This window comes from uncultured Paraglaciecola sp. (genome assembly GCF_963977085.1).
In the GTDB taxonomy this organism is placed as follows: Bacteria; Pseudomonadota; Gammaproteobacteria; order Enterobacterales; family Alteromonadaceae; genus Paraglaciecola.
Map to the genome: position 1 here is coordinate 89,915 of NZ_CAXBNC010000004.1, position 16,091 is coordinate 106,005.

The 16,091-nt window shown below is 40.4% G+C and carries 18 protein-coding genes; 9 read left to right on the forward strand and 9 right to left on the reverse strand.

Annotated elements, in window-relative coordinates; genetic code table 11:
- Nucleotides 1-117 precede the first annotated feature (117 nt).
- Both AAC000_RS06200 and AAC000_RS06205 read left to right on the forward strand, forming a co-directional pair.
- Nucleotides 118-1,314 carry an MFS transporter gene (locus tag AAC000_RS06200; RefSeq protein WP_339721047.1) on the forward strand — a complete coding sequence of 399 codons (1,197 nt, stop codon included), beginning with the start codon at nucleotides 118-120 and terminating at the stop codon, nucleotides 1,312-1,314.
- 216 nt (nucleotides 1,315-1,530) lie between these two features.
- Nucleotides 1,531-2,592: a formylglycine-generating enzyme family protein gene (locus AAC000_RS06205; RefSeq protein WP_339721048.1), complete on the forward strand. Its 1,062-nt coding sequence runs from the start codon at nucleotides 1,531-1,533 to the stop codon at nucleotides 2,590-2,592.
- An 85-nt stretch (nucleotides 2,593-2,677) separates the two neighbouring features.
- Here the strand turns inward: AAC000_RS06205 and AAC000_RS06210 are convergent, their stop codons facing one another.
- Nucleotides 2,678-3,094: an Rrf2 family transcriptional regulator gene (locus tag AAC000_RS06210; protein WP_339721049.1), complete on the reverse strand. Its 417-nt coding sequence runs from the start codon at nucleotides 3,092-3,094 to the stop codon at nucleotides 2,678-2,680.
- Between the two features lie 121 nt (nucleotides 3,095-3,215).
- Here AAC000_RS06210 and AAC000_RS06215 point away from each other — a divergent pair, with 121 nt between their 5' ends.
- Nucleotides 3,216-4,112 carry an NAD(P)/FAD-dependent oxidoreductase gene (locus AAC000_RS06215; protein WP_339721051.1) on the forward strand — a complete coding sequence of 299 codons (897 nt, stop codon included), beginning with the start codon at nucleotides 3,216-3,218 and terminating at the stop codon, nucleotides 4,110-4,112.
- 181 nt (nucleotides 4,113-4,293) lie between these two features.
- Nucleotides 4,294-4,800, forward strand: coding sequence for a hypothetical protein (locus tag AAC000_RS06220; RefSeq protein WP_339721053.1), 507 nt, complete (start codon nucleotides 4,294-4,296; stop codon nucleotides 4,798-4,800).
- Nucleotides 4,801-5,124: 324 nt separating this feature from the next.
- Here AAC000_RS06220 and AAC000_RS06225 read toward each other — a convergent pair whose 3' ends face one another.
- On the reverse strand, nucleotides 5,125-5,496 hold the full coding sequence (locus AAC000_RS06225; RefSeq protein WP_339721055.1) for a YacL family protein: 372 nt from the start codon (nucleotides 5,494-5,496) through the stop codon (nucleotides 5,125-5,127).
- Between the two features lie 94 nt (nucleotides 5,497-5,590).
- Nucleotides 5,591-6,109 carry a M48 family metallopeptidase gene (locus AAC000_RS06230; protein ID WP_339721057.1) on the reverse strand — a complete coding sequence of 173 codons (519 nt, stop codon included), beginning with the start codon at nucleotides 6,107-6,109 and terminating at the stop codon, nucleotides 5,591-5,593.
- A gap of 74 nt (nucleotides 6,110-6,183) precedes the next feature.
- On the opposite strand from AAC000_RS06230, the gene AAC000_RS06235 reads away from it, so the two are divergent.
- From AAC000_RS06235 to AAC000_RS06255, 5 genes are all read left to right on the forward strand, one after another.
- Nucleotides 6,184-6,570 carry a metalloregulator ArsR/SmtB family transcription factor gene (locus AAC000_RS06235; RefSeq protein WP_339721059.1) on the forward strand — a complete coding sequence of 129 codons (387 nt, stop codon included), beginning with the start codon at nucleotides 6,184-6,186 and terminating at the stop codon, nucleotides 6,568-6,570.
- Nucleotides 6,571-6,597: 27 nt separating this feature from the next.
- Entirely contained in the window at nucleotides 6,598-7,068 is a 471-nt protein-coding gene (locus AAC000_RS06240) for an arsenate reductase ArsC (protein ID WP_339721060.1), read from the forward strand.
- Nucleotides 7,068-7,787: an arsenical resistance protein ArsH gene (arsH, locus tag AAC000_RS06245; RefSeq protein ID WP_339721062.1), complete on the forward strand. Its 720-nt coding sequence runs from the start codon at nucleotides 7,068-7,070 to the stop codon at nucleotides 7,785-7,787. Before AAC000_RS06240 ends, arsH begins: the two co-directional genes overlap by 1 nt.
- Nucleotides 7,788-7,798: 11 nt before the next feature.
- Nucleotides 7,799-8,827, forward strand: coding sequence for an ACR3 family arsenite efflux transporter (gene arsB, locus AAC000_RS06250; protein WP_339721064.1), 1,029 nt, complete (start codon nucleotides 7,799-7,801; stop codon nucleotides 8,825-8,827).
- Nucleotides 8,828-8,953: 126 nt separating this feature from the next.
- Entirely contained in the window at nucleotides 8,954-9,943 is a 990-nt protein-coding gene (locus AAC000_RS06255; RefSeq protein ID WP_339721066.1) for a phospholipase A, read from the forward strand.
- Between the two features lie 15 nt (nucleotides 9,944-9,958).
- On the opposite strand, the gene AAC000_RS06260 is transcribed toward AAC000_RS06255, so the two are convergent.
- The 6 genes from AAC000_RS06260 to AAC000_RS06285 are packed head-to-tail and all read right to left on the reverse strand — an operon-like array spanning nucleotide 9,959 to nucleotide 15,985.
- Nucleotides 9,959-10,864 (reverse strand): GGDEF domain-containing protein, encoded by a 906-nt coding sequence (locus tag AAC000_RS06260; RefSeq protein ID WP_339721068.1) that lies wholly within the window; start codon nucleotides 10,862-10,864, stop codon nucleotides 9,959-9,961.
- A complete protein-coding gene (locus AAC000_RS06265) occupies nucleotides 10,857-11,663 on the reverse strand; it encodes an alpha/beta hydrolase (RefSeq protein ID WP_339721069.1) in 807 nt (268 codons plus the stop codon). Before AAC000_RS06265 ends, AAC000_RS06260 begins: the two co-directional genes overlap by 8 nt.
- A gap of 32 nt (nucleotides 11,664-11,695) precedes the next feature.
- The gene (locus AAC000_RS06270) at nucleotides 11,696-12,112 is read right to left on the reverse strand and encodes a group 1 truncated hemoglobin (protein WP_339721070.1); all 417 of its coding nucleotides are present in this window, start codon (nucleotides 12,110-12,112) and stop codon (nucleotides 11,696-11,698) included.
- A 4-nt stretch (nucleotides 12,113-12,116) separates the two neighbouring features.
- A complete protein-coding gene (locus AAC000_RS06275) occupies nucleotides 12,117-12,962 on the reverse strand; it encodes a DUF3034 family protein (protein WP_339721071.1) in 846 nt (281 codons plus the stop codon).
- Between the two features lie 14 nt (nucleotides 12,963-12,976).
- On the reverse strand, nucleotides 12,977-15,298 hold the full coding sequence (locus AAC000_RS06280; RefSeq protein ID WP_339721072.1) for an EAL domain-containing protein: 2,322 nt from the start codon (nucleotides 15,296-15,298) through the stop codon (nucleotides 12,977-12,979).
- Nucleotides 15,299-15,985, reverse strand: coding sequence for a methylamine utilization protein (locus AAC000_RS06285; RefSeq protein ID WP_339721074.1), 687 nt, complete (start codon nucleotides 15,983-15,985; stop codon nucleotides 15,299-15,301).
- Nucleotides 15,986-16,091: the final 106 nt, after the last annotated feature.

Genomic DNA, 16,091 nt, shown 5'->3' on the forward strand with positions numbered 1-16,091 from the left:
CTTTATTGTTTCTGGTATACGAGCATAATAATGTTGGTAACTTATCCCTCTCTAACCGCACTAAGCTAATTGATGTCTGCTATTATCCGGCGCTCTTTTTAATTGTTGAATATTGTAATGAATTCAAATTTTCCTGCACGTTCCCTTTTTTCCTCTGTGATTTTGATTTTAGGCATTTTATTGATAGCAGCCAATTTACGCGGCCCTATCACCGGTATTGGTCCCGTATTAGATCAAGTGATTGCCAGTTTCGAACTAACATCCTCTCAGGCGGGTATGTTAACCACATTACCGTTACTTGCCTTTGCTATTGCATCGCCTTTGGCAACAAGTCTAGCGAAAAAACAAGGCCTTGAAATATCCTTGTTTATCGCACTGGTGTTGATTGGTGTGGGACTTGGTACCCGTATGTTCGATTCAGTGATTATCCTTTACCTGAGTACTGCGATCATCGGTGTTGGTATTGCAATAGGCAACGTTTTATTGCCCAGTTTAATTAAGCGAGACTTCCCACATAAAGTTGCAGTAATGACCTCTGCATATGTATTAGCCATGGGGGTGTTTGGAGGTAGTTATTCTGCTTTAATTATTCCATTGGCTACCTATCAGGATATCGGATGGAGCCTTGCGCTAGCGAGTTATGGCTTAATCACGCTTTTCAGCCTTTTTATTTGGCTACCGCAGTTAAAGTTACATACTAAACCCACCAAAGACCTGACTCAGTCTTACACTAAAGGTAAGATTTGGCATCATGGTATAGCATGGCATGTGACTTTGTTTCTTGGTCTTAACTCATTTTTTACTTATGTCATTATTGCTTGGTTACCTAACATATTGATGGAAGGTGGGCACGATGCGCAACAAGCAGGCGTGTTTCACGGCGCATTTCAAATTGCCGCTGCTGTGCCTGGTATTGTATTAATACCATTATTATCCAAACTAAAAGATCAAAAAGTACTGGCGTTATTGTTAGCCATTTTGGGATTCTTATGTGCATTAGGTCTATTGTATTTGCCTAACTTTGCTTTTATATGGTCAACCACTTTAGGCTTTTGCTCTGGGGCCATTTTTATCTTAGGTTTATCATACATCAGTTTGCGCACTCATGATTCAAGACAAGCAGCTTCGTTATCAGGGATGGCACAATGCATCGGTTATTTACTGGCAGCGATAGGGCCAATGTTTGCTGGTGGTTTACATTCGTATTTCGACAGTTGGGCGCCCGTATTGTGGTTGTGCGCGTTAGCTAGTTTGATTTGTGGTGTGTTTGGTTATTTAGGTGGGCGCAACATTAGTTTACATGAACATGCCTAAGCACAGCCTAATCAGTAATGTAAATAGCTAAAGAATAGTCATTAGTTGTAAAACTGCTTGTATGGACTTTGATAGACTAATGGGGACCTTCGCAGTTTGGCTATCTTTTTAAGTTTATGTTTTTTAGGCGCTAAGGCATTAAAATAGAGGCATAACTAAAATTTTGAAGTGCAATTAAATTAAACTGCAGAAGGCAGGTAATAAAAAGGAAATTGAATGCCTAAGAAATTAATGTTGTTTTCCATAGTAATACTATTCAGTACCCCAAAAGTCATAGAAGCCTTTGAAAATTCTGATGGTTTATTAGTGGCTAGTGCAGCGGACAAGTCGCTTACCAGAACATTAAACAACACAAAAGAACAAGAGCAACAACTCCTACTCGGCATTCAAGCCCAACAACAAGAAGAACTAGCCTCGCTACAAACCAAGAATACCGACCGCATTGAATTAAAAAACGCTCAAATGGACTTGGCTATTAATACTACTCTGAGGGATGCCCAAGTACCTTTAGTTAACGCAAAAACGGTTTATCAAATTGGTAGTACCCACTTTAAGATGAAAAATATCCCAATGGGCAGCTTTGCAATGGGCAGTAACGAATACTATTCAGAAAAGCCCATTCATCGAGTCGACGTTTATGCCTTCGATTTAATGGAAACAGAAGTGACATTTGCGATGTGGGACCTTTGTGTAGTTGAGGGAGGCTGCAACCACAAACCTGAAGACGGAGAAAAAGTCGGAGACAAAGGGTGGGGCCGAGTCAATCGCCCTGTTATAAATGTTAGTTATGATGATATCACTCAGCAGTTTATTCCTTGGCTCAACAAAACGACAGGTCAAACCTTTAGGTTGCCCAGTGAAGCTGAATGGGAATACGCAGCTAGGGCCGGCTCAACTAGGAAATATCATTGGGGTGATAGTATTGATTGTTCAAAAGCGCGTTATGGATACCACTCTCGTGAATGCGGTGGACAGAAATCAACTGATCCAGTGAAAAGTTTTAGCCCTAATGCCTTTGGTTTATACGATATGCTCGGAAATGTAATGGAAATGACTCAAGATTGTTGGAACGACTCATACCAAGGCGCCCCAACTAATAGCAAAGCTTGGCTGAATGGTAATTGCAGTAGACATGTTGCTCGTGGTGGATCTTGGTACCCAGTTCCGTTCTACGTGCGTTCGGCTTATCGTGGTAATGTTTCCTCTGATGCTCGCATGGCTACTGCCGGCTTTCGGCTCGCTCAGTACACGGTTGACGCTTTTGATAGCTATGACTAGTTTATTAAGAAAGCGGGCATTCGAATCAATGAGGTGGAATCATAAGTGCGTAATAACCAATATTAGGTAATTAGGCCCTGAGTCTTTATTTCTCTTTAAAATTCTCCGCTAGTGACTGAATAGAGATCTCTTTAAAACGGCTTAGCATTAGTGCTTCAGCTTCGTTTAATACCCCACTAAGAGAGGCATTCACTGCCATTTCTATAGGGCAATTATTATGTTCATCGGTCAAACCTATGGTAAATACCGAACTCTCGCCCACAATTTTGTATATGTCGTAAAGTGTTATATCTGCTAAAGATTTATTTAAAGTCCAGCCGCCGCTATGCCCTTTTGCGGATGTGACATATCCAGCTTGTTTAAGTAGTGCCATAGTGCGTCTTACTACCACAGGGTTGGTATTTAGCATTTTACCTAATTCTTCAGATGTGACTGACCTTTCTAAAAACTTAAGATGGATAAGGGCATGTAAAATACGGGATAAGCGACTGTCTTTTCTCATTGGTTCAACTCGTTGTGCAACTTACTATTATTCTATCATGAAACTTTAAAAGTTACATGTGTTGCCGTGAGTGTTTCTTTATGTAACTATTACTGTTACTTGATATTATTAAGGACATATAATGGAAACTGAAGTGGTAATTATTGGTGGTAGTTTTGCTGGGCTGGCAGCAGCAATGCAATTAGTACGTGGCCTTAGAAAAGTGGTTGTGATAGATGCAGGTAAACCGAGAAATCGCTTTGCGTCTCACTCTCATGGTATATTTTGTTTAGATGGCAAATCGCCACTAGAGATTAAAACAACGGCTTTATCTCAGTTAAGGCAATATCCCACCTTCACCTTTGTCGAAGCGCAAGTAATAAAGGTTGCAGCTAACGCTGAAAATGGTTTATTAATTCACACGGCTGAAAACAGCTTTTTTGCCAAAAAGCTCATCCTTGCATCAGGGGTGCAAGATGAACTACCAAATATTCCCGGACTTTTAGAGCATTGGGGTAAGTCTGTGATCCATTGCCCCTATTGTCATGGTTATGAATTGTCAAACCGAGAACTTGGCGTACTTGCAAATCATCCTTTATCTGCACATCAAGCAGCCATGATCCCTGATTGGGGCCCCACCACGCTTTTTACTCAAGGAAATTTCATGCCGGATGATAAGCAATTAACCATGCTGACTAAACGAGGGGTAAAAGTAGAAAACGCGCCCATCACTGGTATTAATGGCGATGGCAAAAATATCACATCCGTTGCACTAGCTGATGGTTCTGAACGAGCACTGCAAGGCCTATATGTTGCTCCTAAAATAAGCGCAATCACGCCTATTGTTAAGGCCTTAAATTGTGAATCAGAAGACTCACCTTTAGGTGAGATAATAAAAGTGAATGAGTTTAAGCAAACCTCAGTGAGCAACGTATATGCCGCAGGAGACATGTCAAATCCTATGCAAAATGGCTCATTAGCGATTACATCTGGTGTTATGGCTGGCATAAGCGTGCATCAATCACTGATATTTGATTAAGCCAAGAAGCAGATCCCTTGTTTGGTAAGGTCTGCTTTCCGCTAAGTCCCGCTAATTCGGCAAGTGAGGGATAACGGTCGGGAAATGGCACAAACCTATATGTATGATTTTTAGGCAAATAATTGCTACTTGTCAGAGGCTATGTGAATATGAACATTCAGCAACTTAACAAGGATTACGTATGTTGGTCGGTGTTCAAGGTGGTTTTTTAAGCCTACCAAGCTTCAGTCAGATTAAACGCTTTGTTGAATGGAATGGTGAAAATTTCGAATGGGTACTAGTAGTGCTGGTAATTGTCGGTTTAATGCTTTCCTCTTGGCATGACAGCCGAGTCACTAAAATGGTGGTGGAGCAACCACAGCGTAACGATTTTTTCTTTGTAGATTATTTGGCGATTGATGGCAATTCTGACGCAAAATATCGCTATATTCCTATGCGAGTGATGGAAGTTAAGGAAAATTCACTGGTATTTAAAGTGGGTAATGTTGGACAAACAAAAAAGTTGTCGCCGACAAAACATGTGAAGTCTGACAGGGCTATGCACAAATATTACTATCGTAAAGATACCTTGGAATTGAACTTGAAGCAGATAGCAGAATTGTTCGAGTCTGATGCCATATATGCCGCTGTCAGGCCGAGAAACATCTATATCAACGGTTGGGTAGTCATGAAACTCAGTGAGCTTTAATAACCAGCACTATAAAAACAACAAGCGCCGACTTATATCATTATAAATCGGCGCCTCTGTTTTTTGAGGCAATCCGTCTTCTGCCGTTATAACTATTAGTTGTTATTTTTGGCAATCAATGTGTTGTCTGTACACTTTGATTAGTCCCTACCTCTAGAAGACGAGATCCCTCGTTGAGCCATACTTAGCAGATATTAGGCCAGTATTTTTTATTCAATAAAAACAAGTGGTTAGGTTTCGGTGACTGTGTATATCTCGAATGGCTGCACGGTCTTTGTGAAAAAAATCCGTAAAATCACCAATACAGTGCACTAGACCGGATGGTCAACATGTTATGAATTGCTGCCAGGCTTTGAGTAAAGTTTGAAAATCAGCTAAGCCACAGCCAGATTGAATATGTAAATCAGCTAACTCTTGGCTTGCATCATCTTCTGAAGCTGTCATCTCTTGGATAGCGTTGTTATTGAGTATAAGTTCCACTTCGTCTCTATCGAGGAGCAAATGGTATTCTTTGCCATTGTGCTGATAATTATTTAGTCCCTTGCTTTGCAGCTGTTGGATAACGTTAAGTAATAGGGTGATTTGTGTCGAGTCTTGGGCAATATCATGGCTTAACCAATCACCAAAAGCTTCACACTCAAGCTCACATGTGGCGATGGGGTTACCCAAAATGTCATGGAAAAATTGATAGTCCATTTGATGTAACCAGTTGCTGAATTGAAGCCTGATATTATAGCCTAAATTAGTCGCGCCTAAGGTACAAATACCTGAAGTTAATTGTACTAAAGGGCTAAGTAGTCTCCTTAAATACCCAGCCTGAACGTTCAAGTTCGGTCAAATATACCCTCACATCAAATTCAATTTGATGATACTCAGGCAACATATGCTGGCAAAGTTGATAAAAGGCTTTGTTGTGTTGTTTTTCTTTTAAGTGAGCTAATTCGTGCACCACTATCATATTTAGAAAAGCCTCAGGGGTGTGTTTAAATAAAGTGCTGACCCTTAGTTCATTTTTACTTTTTAATTTTCCACCTTGTACCCTAGACACATAACTGTGCAAACCTAACGCATGGTTCACTATATGAATTTTACTGTCGTAGATGACCTTGCTCAGGGGCTGGGTTTTCTTCATATATTGATTTTTTAAAGATATTGCATAATCACGAAGATCATTGTCGTTGGCTACTTTGTGGTTTGTTGGATAACGACCACGTAGCCAATCCCCTAATTTATTGGCATCGATTAACTGATTAATTTCGTTCTGAAGATGCACAGGGTAGTGGGCTAAGTAGGTAAGCTTTTGAGACATGTTGTAAACCTTAATCGTAAGCTTACCATTCTACGATTAACTTAAAAATTATTCATGGTTATTTCCATTGACATATGAAAATTCATATATATGATATTTCATATGTATCGAGTCGAGCGAAGCGTTTCATGACACCTGTGAGTTTTTATAAATGTTTATCTGATGACACACGTTTGAAGTGTTTGTTATTGATCACCCTTAAAGGTGAGTTATGTGTGTGTGATTTAATTAGCGCATTGCAGTTAAGCCAGCCCAAAGTTTCTCGGCATCTAGCTGAGTTGAGGAAATGTGGGATCTTGTCAGATAACAGACGTGGCAAGTGGGTGTTTTATGAACTCAATCAAGCTTTGCCTAAATGGGCGCTCGAAGTGTTAGCCCTTACTACAAAAGACAACCACCTTTACTTAAAGGACTGTATACATAATTTAGATGCCACCAAGCAACTAGATAACTGCTGTTAAACTTATTAATTCGATGGAAAATGTTTGATGAAAATTTTATATATCTGTACCCATAATCGTTGCCGCAGTATTTTGTCGGAAGCCATAACTAATCATATTGCCGGTGGCAAAATAGTAGCAAAAAGTGCCGGTAGTCAACCTGTGGGTGAGGTGCATCCCTTGTCGATTAAATACTTGCAAGAAGCAGGGATTGCGACCGATGGTCTGCGAAGTCAGTCGTGGGATGAATTTGAAGCATTCGAAGCGGATTTAGTGGTAACAGTTTGCGACTCTGCTGCTGGCGAAACCTGTCCTCTGTGGTTTGGTAATAGTTTAAAAGTGCATTGGGGATTGGCTGACCCTTCTAAGTTGCAAGGGGATGAAGCACAAATCGCTGCGGCTTTTAGATCGACTATTGAACAAATCAAACAAAGAGTGCAGCAGTTGCTTAATCTTGATGTAAACGTAAACGACAAGGTTGCCTTTAAAAATGCCCTTGCTACCTTAGGTGCACACTGATGCCTGACATTGATTCAATTATGCCAAATCTTGATATGACCCAATTTCGCGCACCGCAAGGGGAGGATTTCCTTAAGGGAAACGCTGAACACAAACCTAAAATACTCTTACTCTATGGGTCATTACGGGCGCGGTCATTCAGTCGACTAGTGGTCGAAGAGTCAGCTCGTTTGTTAACGGCTATGGGGGCTGAAATCCGCATTTTTGACCCAACAGGTTTGCCTTTGCCTGATGGTGATGATGCCAGTCATGCCAAGGTAGTCGAACTCCGTGAATTAATGATGTGGTCTGAAGGCCAAGTATGGTGCTCGCCAGAAAGACATGGAGCAATGACAGGCATTATGAAAAGTCAGATTGATTGGGTACCTCTGAACTTAGGTGGGGTACGACCCACTCAAGGGAAAACCTTGGCTGTGATGCAAGTGTCTGGTGGTTCGCAGTCGTTTAACGCGGTGAATCAAATGCGTGTGTTGGGGCGCTGGATGCGTATGTTAACTATTCCCAATCAGTCATCAGTAGCCAAAGCCTTTATGGAATTTGATGACAACGACCGCATGAAACCTTCACCTTATTACAATCGTATTGTTGATGTGTTGGAAGAGCTTATGAAATTTACCTTGTTAACCAGAGACAACAGTGATTATTTGGTTGACCGTTATTCTGAGCGAGTGGAATCGGCAGAACAAGTAAGTCAACGTGTTAATCAGCGTTCAATTTAGAGGACAAATCGATGGGATTATTTGAGCGTTATTTATCTGTATGGGTAGGCATCAGCATCATTCTTGGTGTGATTCTGGGTTGTGTTATTCCAGATTTTTTTGCCTTAGTGGCAAGTTTAGAATATGCCCACGTTAATATTGTGGTGGCGGTACTGATTTGGTTAATGGTGTACCCCATGATGATCCAAATCGATTTTTCATCTATCAAAGATGTGGGCAAAAAACCTAAGGGTTTAGCCTTAACCCTGATCATTAATTGGTTAATTAAACCTTTTACTATGGCAGCGTTAGGTTGGCTATTTTTTAAAGGATTTTTTGCTGATTGGGTCGACCCACAATCGGCCAATGAATATATTGCCGGGATGATTTTATTAGGCGTCGCACCTTGTACCGCTATGGTTTTTGTGTGGAGTCAACTAACCAAAGGTGATGCCAACTATACCTTAGTACAAGTCTCCATTAACGACATTATTATGATTTTTGCTTTTGCCCCCTTAACTGCACTTCTGCTTGGCGTAAGTGATATTCAAGTCCCATGGAATACCTTACTGATTTCGGTGTTGTTGTATGTTTTATTACCTTTAATAGCAGGGGTGTTGACCCGTTCTACTTTAGATAAAAGAGCCGAAGCACCCGGCAAACACACAAATGTAGACAATTTTGTGGCACAACTTAAACCCTGGTCGATAATAGGTTTGCTTGCCACTGTGGTGTTGTTATTTGGTTTTCAAGCACAAACTATTTTGGCTAAACCGCAAACCATAGTGTTAATTGCGATTCCGTTAATTATCCAAACCTATGGCATTTTTGCTGTTGCCTACTTTATTGCCAAGCGGCTAAAACTGCCACACAATGTTGCGGGTCCCGCCAGTATGATTGGCACGTCTAACTTTTTTGAATTGGCTGTGGCTGTGGCTATTTCGCTGTTTGGTTTACATTCAGGTGCGGCTTTAGCAACAGTGGTAGGGGTGTTGGTTGAAGTGCCAGTGATGTTATCTTTGGTGTACATTGTTAATAGAACTCAGCATTGGTTTGATTAGAAGCCGCCGCGAACTAATAGCAGAGGGGTGAGGCAAAGAATAAAAGTCTGATAGTGTTTGTATTTGCGGCTTGGTCTGTCAACATGTGTCGTAATTGCAATGGGGTCTTTAGGAAAATGTTGGGTTATGAAAGCTGTAGTATTGATGTTGGTCATTGGATTTTCAATCACCGATGTAAAGGGTGCTGAGTCACAATTAGATGAACATGCGGATAACGATAAGTGTTTGTTAAGTGCCCTTAAGCGAGCAAACTCTGAGCAGACTGTGGCTGAATTACAGAAAATCTGTACAGATAAGGTGCCTACTTTATTCAAGCGCCGTGTTGAATTAGAAAAACAGGCGTCGAAAAACCGCTTTGCTATCATTCCACATAAACCTAACTATGTGTTGCCGGCTAGCGTGACCAGTATCAATCAAGAGCCCTATATGGATACAGCGGTTGCGTCTGAGTTAGATGATGTGGAAATTAAATTTCAAGTTTCCTTAAAATATTTGTTTACCCAAGACCTGATATTTAAAGATCTTGACGTGCAATTTGCATTTACTACTACTAGCTGGTGGCAAGCCTACAACAGTGAAATTTCGGCGCCATTTCGAGAAACCAATTACGAGCCAGAGGTGATATTTAATTATCATCACTCTTGGAATTTATTGGGTTTGCCTGTTGAACAAACGTCATTGTCATTCAATCATCAGTCAAATGGGCAAACTGGGCAGCTCTCAAGAAGTTGGAATAGGATTATTCTAGGATTTACCTTCGCAGCTACCGATAATGTGCTCTGGGGTTTTCGAACTTGGTATCGACTACCTGAAACCGAAAAGATCTCAGATATTGACCCCTCAGGAGATGATAACCCCGATATCGAAAAGTATATGGGGTATGGCGAGTTAGGTGGGTTGTGGAGTATCTCTGATAAACATTCCTTAGAATTTATGTTTAGAAACAACTTACGCAGTCAGAATAAAGGCACTATTCAACTGGGTTGGTCATTCCCCATTAACGATAGGATCCAAGGCTATGTGGAGTATTTTAACGGTTATGGTGAAAGTCTAATTTATTACAATCAACATACCCAAAGGTTAGGCATTGGTTTTAAGTTAACGAACTGGTTGTAGTGACTGGGAGGTAACTTATTGGGCAAACTCAGTTCTATTTCGACCATTACTTTTAGCGTTATAGAGCGCATTATCAGCTTGCTTAATTAACACCTCTAGGTTGCGACTGCCATCGCTCATAGTGATGCCGATACTGACAGTGACTGGGCTGTTGTTAACTTCTATTTCAGACATTAAGTTATGCAGCCGCTGCGCCAACAAACGGGCATCAGTGGCGTCAGTATCAGGTAGTAGCATGATAAACTCTTCACCTCCAAACCTTGCTATCAAATCCGTTTGCCGACCAAATGTTTTTAGTCTACTGCCTATTTCCTTTAATACGCGGTCGCCCTCTAAATGCCCATAGGTATCGTTAACTTCTTTAAAGTGGTCAATATCAATCATTAACAAAGCAATAGTGTGTGTAAATCGCTTGGCTTGATTAATGAGTTCTGGTGCGCGCAAGTTTATTTCGCGGCGATTCATCAACCCGGTTAACTCATCTGTTGATGACATGGAATGTAATATTTTTGCTTGGGCTTCTAACTTTTTACGGGTGTCTAGGAGTTCTGCAAAGAGTTTGTCACGTTTAGTGGCACTGAATAAACTCCAATAAATTTGACCTTTGTCATCCATTTTTGCACTGACCATAATAGAGATACGCTTATGGTTACCATCTATTAACGCCAACTGAATTTCGTCACATTTTTTTTCATGTAATAACAAAGGCATTAAATAACTTTCGATAAAAATTTTAGATGAAACCGTAAAGAGATCATCTGAGCTTGTACCTAATAGCGATGCAACTTGTAAATTTAACTCTTCTGAAAAATACGCATTCGCATAAATAATAGTACGATTTTTATCCGTTATTAATGCTCCACACTGGAATGCATCTGGCCCGGGTGCGTCAAGATTGGCATTATCTAAGGTATTAACCAATGTATTCTCTTAACATTTGGTTGATTATGTTTGGGTGGGTCATATGTAAACAATGTCCTTCAGCTTCCACAATCTGTAATTGTGCATCTGGCAACTGCTGTTGCATATAATTGCCAATAGCAACAGAGGCTAGAGAGTCTTGGCTACTTTGAAAAAGCAACACTGGGTGTTTAGCCTTTTTTAACAAGTGGCGACAGTCGGAAAAAAATGTGGCATTGGCAAAGGTTTTCGCAATAACAGGATCGGTCGAACAAAAGCTTCCTGATAATTCTCCTATTAGTTTTTCAGAATTATTTGCCCCCATTACTAGAGGTGCAAGGTAGTTGGCCCACCCCAGGTAGTTTTTGTCCATTAAATCGAGGAGTTCTACTAAGTCAGACTTTTCAAAGCCCCCCATGTAATCAGGTTTAAAATTTAAGAAACAAGGAGAAGGACAAATCATAATCAATTGACTAAAAAATTTAGGTGTTTGCAGTGAAGCTATGAGTCCAATCATACTGCTGACGGAATGACCCACAAAAATGACGTCCTGTAATGCCAAAGCATCACACACCTCAAGTACGTCTTGTGCATAACCTTCTAGTGAACTGTATCGAGATTGATCAAAATGGGATAAATCAGATTTACCAGAACCGACGTAATCAAATAATATCACTCGATAATGGTCTGTGAGGGCAGGTAACATAAACCGCCACATATTCTGATCACAGCCAAAACCATGTGCCAATAGTAGCGTTTTTTCACCTGAGCCTAATATAGTGACATTATTCCTTTTGATAATTTCGTTGGAACATGACATTTGTTTTCCTCATGGCTGTTTAGTTACTTTGATTAACGATAAATCATCTCATCGCGGGTGTGGATCATCGTAGCCAATACTTTGTTTTGAATAGGGTGAGGAACATCAGCTTTAATCATAGCATTGATAAATAAGTCGACACTGTGATTAAAGTTTGCCTCAGTTATATTCATACCACCATGTACTTGTTCCATGGTATCGCCTGTGTATTGACATGGTCCACCAGTCAGTAAACATAAATGTTCGATGAGTTTTTCTCTGAAACGATTGATATCTGATTCTTTGAAAAATTCAAACATGACTGGGTCGAATTCAATTTCAGTAATAAAATTATCGACAATTTCTGCCACTTTATCCTGCCCGCCCAACTGCTGGTAAGTACTGATGTTTTTACTCGCACAGGCATTCAATAATACGCAGGTTAAACACACAAAGATCAAATTTTTCATAAAGTTACCAGAGTTGCCCGTTAAGTGAGAGGTAAAGACCTTGTTGTCCTTTGGCACCGGCAATACTGCCAAGTTCTGCCCAAGCGAGCGTAAAACTGAGATTTTTGTTGGGAATATAACTCACAAACACATCAAACCAATCCTCTTCACCTAAGCCTAAGTTATCGGGTTTTTGGCGGTATTCCGCTCCTACTGCTAAGTGTCGACTGAACAACACTCCGGCCGATGCTTCCGTCATAATTTGATAACTATCATTATTGGCGCCACCAAAACCAAGCAAGCCTAGTTGATTTGCTTTAGTGGCTCTGGCTGTAATACTCCACACCGCGTTAAAACCCGCAATGGCGCCTAAATGTACTTTGGTGGCGGCCAGATAAAAATCCGTTCCACTATTACTATTTTCTGCCCCAACAGCGGTTGCAATGCTGCCATCATCTAACTCTTTATGTTGAATTCCCACACTCACTTGTGGCCATGTTGAATACACTACATCACCGTAGAGACGGTATTTAAGACCATACACATTTTGTTTGATGTCGCCCCCAAGTGTTTTTAAATCGAATCTATGCTGAGCAACACTGACTTCCACGCGGTCGTAGAATGAAGCACTTAAACCTAATACATTTAAACGATAATCATCAATGTCTACTTGGGTGGTAAACCCATTGACGGATATTTGCTCTTGGCTGTCGTATCCGGCTAGAGTGGCCCATGGGACTATGCCTCCGCCGCCACTTCCTTCAATCTGATTTAAGCCTGCGGTACCAATTAACTTACCCTCTCCAGCAAGTGTCAAAGTAGAAACTAGACTAACAATAAATACTAACGACCTACACCAATTTACGGGCATACTATTTCCTTTCTCTATAACCACTTTGTATTTGAATTCTGGTTACACCATGCAATCAAGTTATCTGCAGAAGTCGGTTTACAAATGTAATAACCTTGAGCCAATTCACAGCCCCAATCCGCTAATAATTTAAGGGCTTCAATGCTTTCTACCCCTTCAGCTACTACGTTCATGCCAAAACTATGGGCAAGGCTGATGACAGTTTTGACAATTTTTTGGTCTCCTTCTTGTTCATGTAAATTCAGCACAAAACTTTTATCTACTTTTAAGGTATTAACAGGTAAATTTTGTAAATACGCCATGGATGAATACCCGGTACCAAAGTCATCAATGGCAATTTCAAATCCATTATCTCGAAACGCCTGAAGGTGGCTAATGGCTTTTTGATGATCTTTCACCAAGTCACCTTCAGTGATTTCAAAGGATAAACAATAGGTGGGTAAGTCTTTAGTTTTCAGTAATGCCAATACAATTGGCAGAAGTGCAGGATCCATAATATCTTTGGCTGAAAGGTTAATCGCGACGGACACATCAATATTGGCATCTCTGAACCTAGCCGCGTCATTTATCGCTGTATTGATGACCCAACTGGTAACTTTTTCAATAAAGCCGGCTTGTTCTGCCACAGCGATAAAGTCTTCGGGAGATACAAATCCTAAACGAGCATTCGTCCATCGTATTAACGCTTCGACGTGGGTCACTTTACCTTTCTGTAAATCGAGTTTGGGTTGGTAATTTAGACTGAGTTCATCCTTAGCATGTTCTAGGGTGTGTTTAAGTTCGGTAATAATAGACAGGCGTCTTGAATAACGCTCTTCCAATTCAGCGTTGAAGGGCAAGATAAACTGCCGGGTAATTTGCGCCTCATCCAATACAATGTTTAGGCGCTTAAATACTTCTTCTGCATTGCTTGCATCTTTAGGACAATATATTAAGCCTAACGCCACTTTAATATTTATTATTACATCGCCAGTATCCATAGGGGCTTCTAGTGCTGATTTCATTAGTTTAATAAACTCTGCCGATGGTTCCTCAGATGGTATCCAGAATAATTCGCCCCCGGTCAGCCTTGCGGCCACACCTTCAAATTGTGATAGGCGTTGTGCTAACTCCTTTAAACAAAGATCTCCATTGTGGTAACCAAAAATATCGTTAATGCCCCGGAAGCCAAAAATGTTAATTCCTATAGCTAAAAACTTGGCATTGTCATTAAACCTTTGCTCCAGTATCGTTTTGACATGCTGTCGGTTATAAAGTGACGTTAAAACGTCATGTCGAGCTTGGAATATGATCTCATCTTCACGAGCCTGAATATTATTTTGCATTTTGCTGAATGCTTTAGATAATAAACTGACTTCTTTGGTTTTTGTCAGTACCGCGGCATCCTTAGTGTAATCGCCTATAGCAATTCTTTTTGCAATATTCGCTAACACTACCAATGGTTTGGATATTCTTCGCGAAAATAACGCTGCTAAAAAGGTCGCTAATAAAATAACGATTATGCCTAGCGCGGTAATATTAAATTGCAGTGAATTAAAATCAGCAAATAATAGTTGTGCGTCCTCAGATAAAGTAATGATTGTTTGGTGTGCGAGTGCATCACTTAAAGTAAATTGTTGCGAAACGTAGGGGGTGTCTTTGGTGATTGTTATAGACAACCATGATGGACGTTCATTTACTTGCGCTAACGCTTGTTCTGCAAGAGGGTCGGGTAGAGTGCTAATTTTGAATATTTCGTTTTTCTGACGATAGACTTGTAATGTTGTTTCTAACTTAGTGATGTCTTTTAATTGGGCGAGTATAGGGTCGCCTAACTTAAAACCTACAAGGGCAATTGCAATAGGTGTTGGTGCGTCTATTGTCAACATGATGACCTGATAAAGTTGTTTGTTTAACATCATCAGCGAGGTGTAGCCCCCTTCTTTAATCACCTTATCTATGGTCTCTGGATATGCAAAGTCTTGATCCAGTTTTAGGGTTGCTGGCACACTGGTAATAGATTTTCCTTTTAATGACACGAGCGCCATTAAGTCAGCCTTGATACGTTGCCCATGATTAAACAACGCACTATCGATTGTGCCTTTGTCTCCTGAGGCTACCGCTTGTTTAAAGCCAAAATCAGCCGTTAGTACCGAGGCCGAGATATACAGAAGATCCTCGCGGCTTTGTAACACCCTTTGTAATACGTTTTCAGCGATAGATAAGTCTCGATTTAATTTTTCACGAGTTTGTTCATCTGTGGCCATCCAAACGTTGACAAAGGTGGTGAGGGCCGTGAGTACAACTAGTCCGACAACTAGCCTGAAGATACTTTGATTTAGGGGAGTTTGAGTCAATTATTTATTTCCTCTGTCAAATTTCTTCGATTTAAAGGTATGTTGAGCAGGGGTAACCATATCTTCGAGTAAAGTCAAAACGATTGGATATGGACTGTCGTTATACTCCAAGGGAAGTTGAATGTCTTTTCTGAGCATTTTGTTGGTAGACAAGTTTGCATGCCATAACTTCAATGCTATTCCATAAGCGGGTACTTCAGCTAAGCCTTGAGCATCGGTCATGACGGTTTGCTCTTTATCTGCCACATAAATATAACCTACCATTTGATCATGTATATTACAGCCAAGTACAACTATGCCTGCCTGATCAAAAACCAGTTTTTTAGATTCGCCACCTTTGAACATTCTAAACTCAAAGGGTTTAGGCTTAGAAAAGCTATACAGATGATGACGAATATTGTCGCTGTTTGGAAAAGAAACAGTTTGGTTTTTCTGCACTACTAATACTTGAGGGGCAAACTGCTTATCGATTTGATCCATTGTCAAAACGTCAACTTTATTCGTTTCTGTAGTTTCAGTTGTGGTGAAACTGATCACCACATTTTCGATTGGATGACCAAATTGGTCTTTAATTTGTAGCGTTTCTGCTAATGCAACTGGGCATATAAAGATTGCCGCAACAAGGACAAAAGAAAATGTAACGGTAATCCCCATTAGATTTTCAAGGCTAAATTTTTGAATATTCATACTACCCAACTCATGTAGTTGTCTAAATAAAACTAAGGAATGCAAAAAATTGTTTAATATCGATAACTTAGCAGAATTTGGCGAGCCATTCTTTCACTTTCAAAGA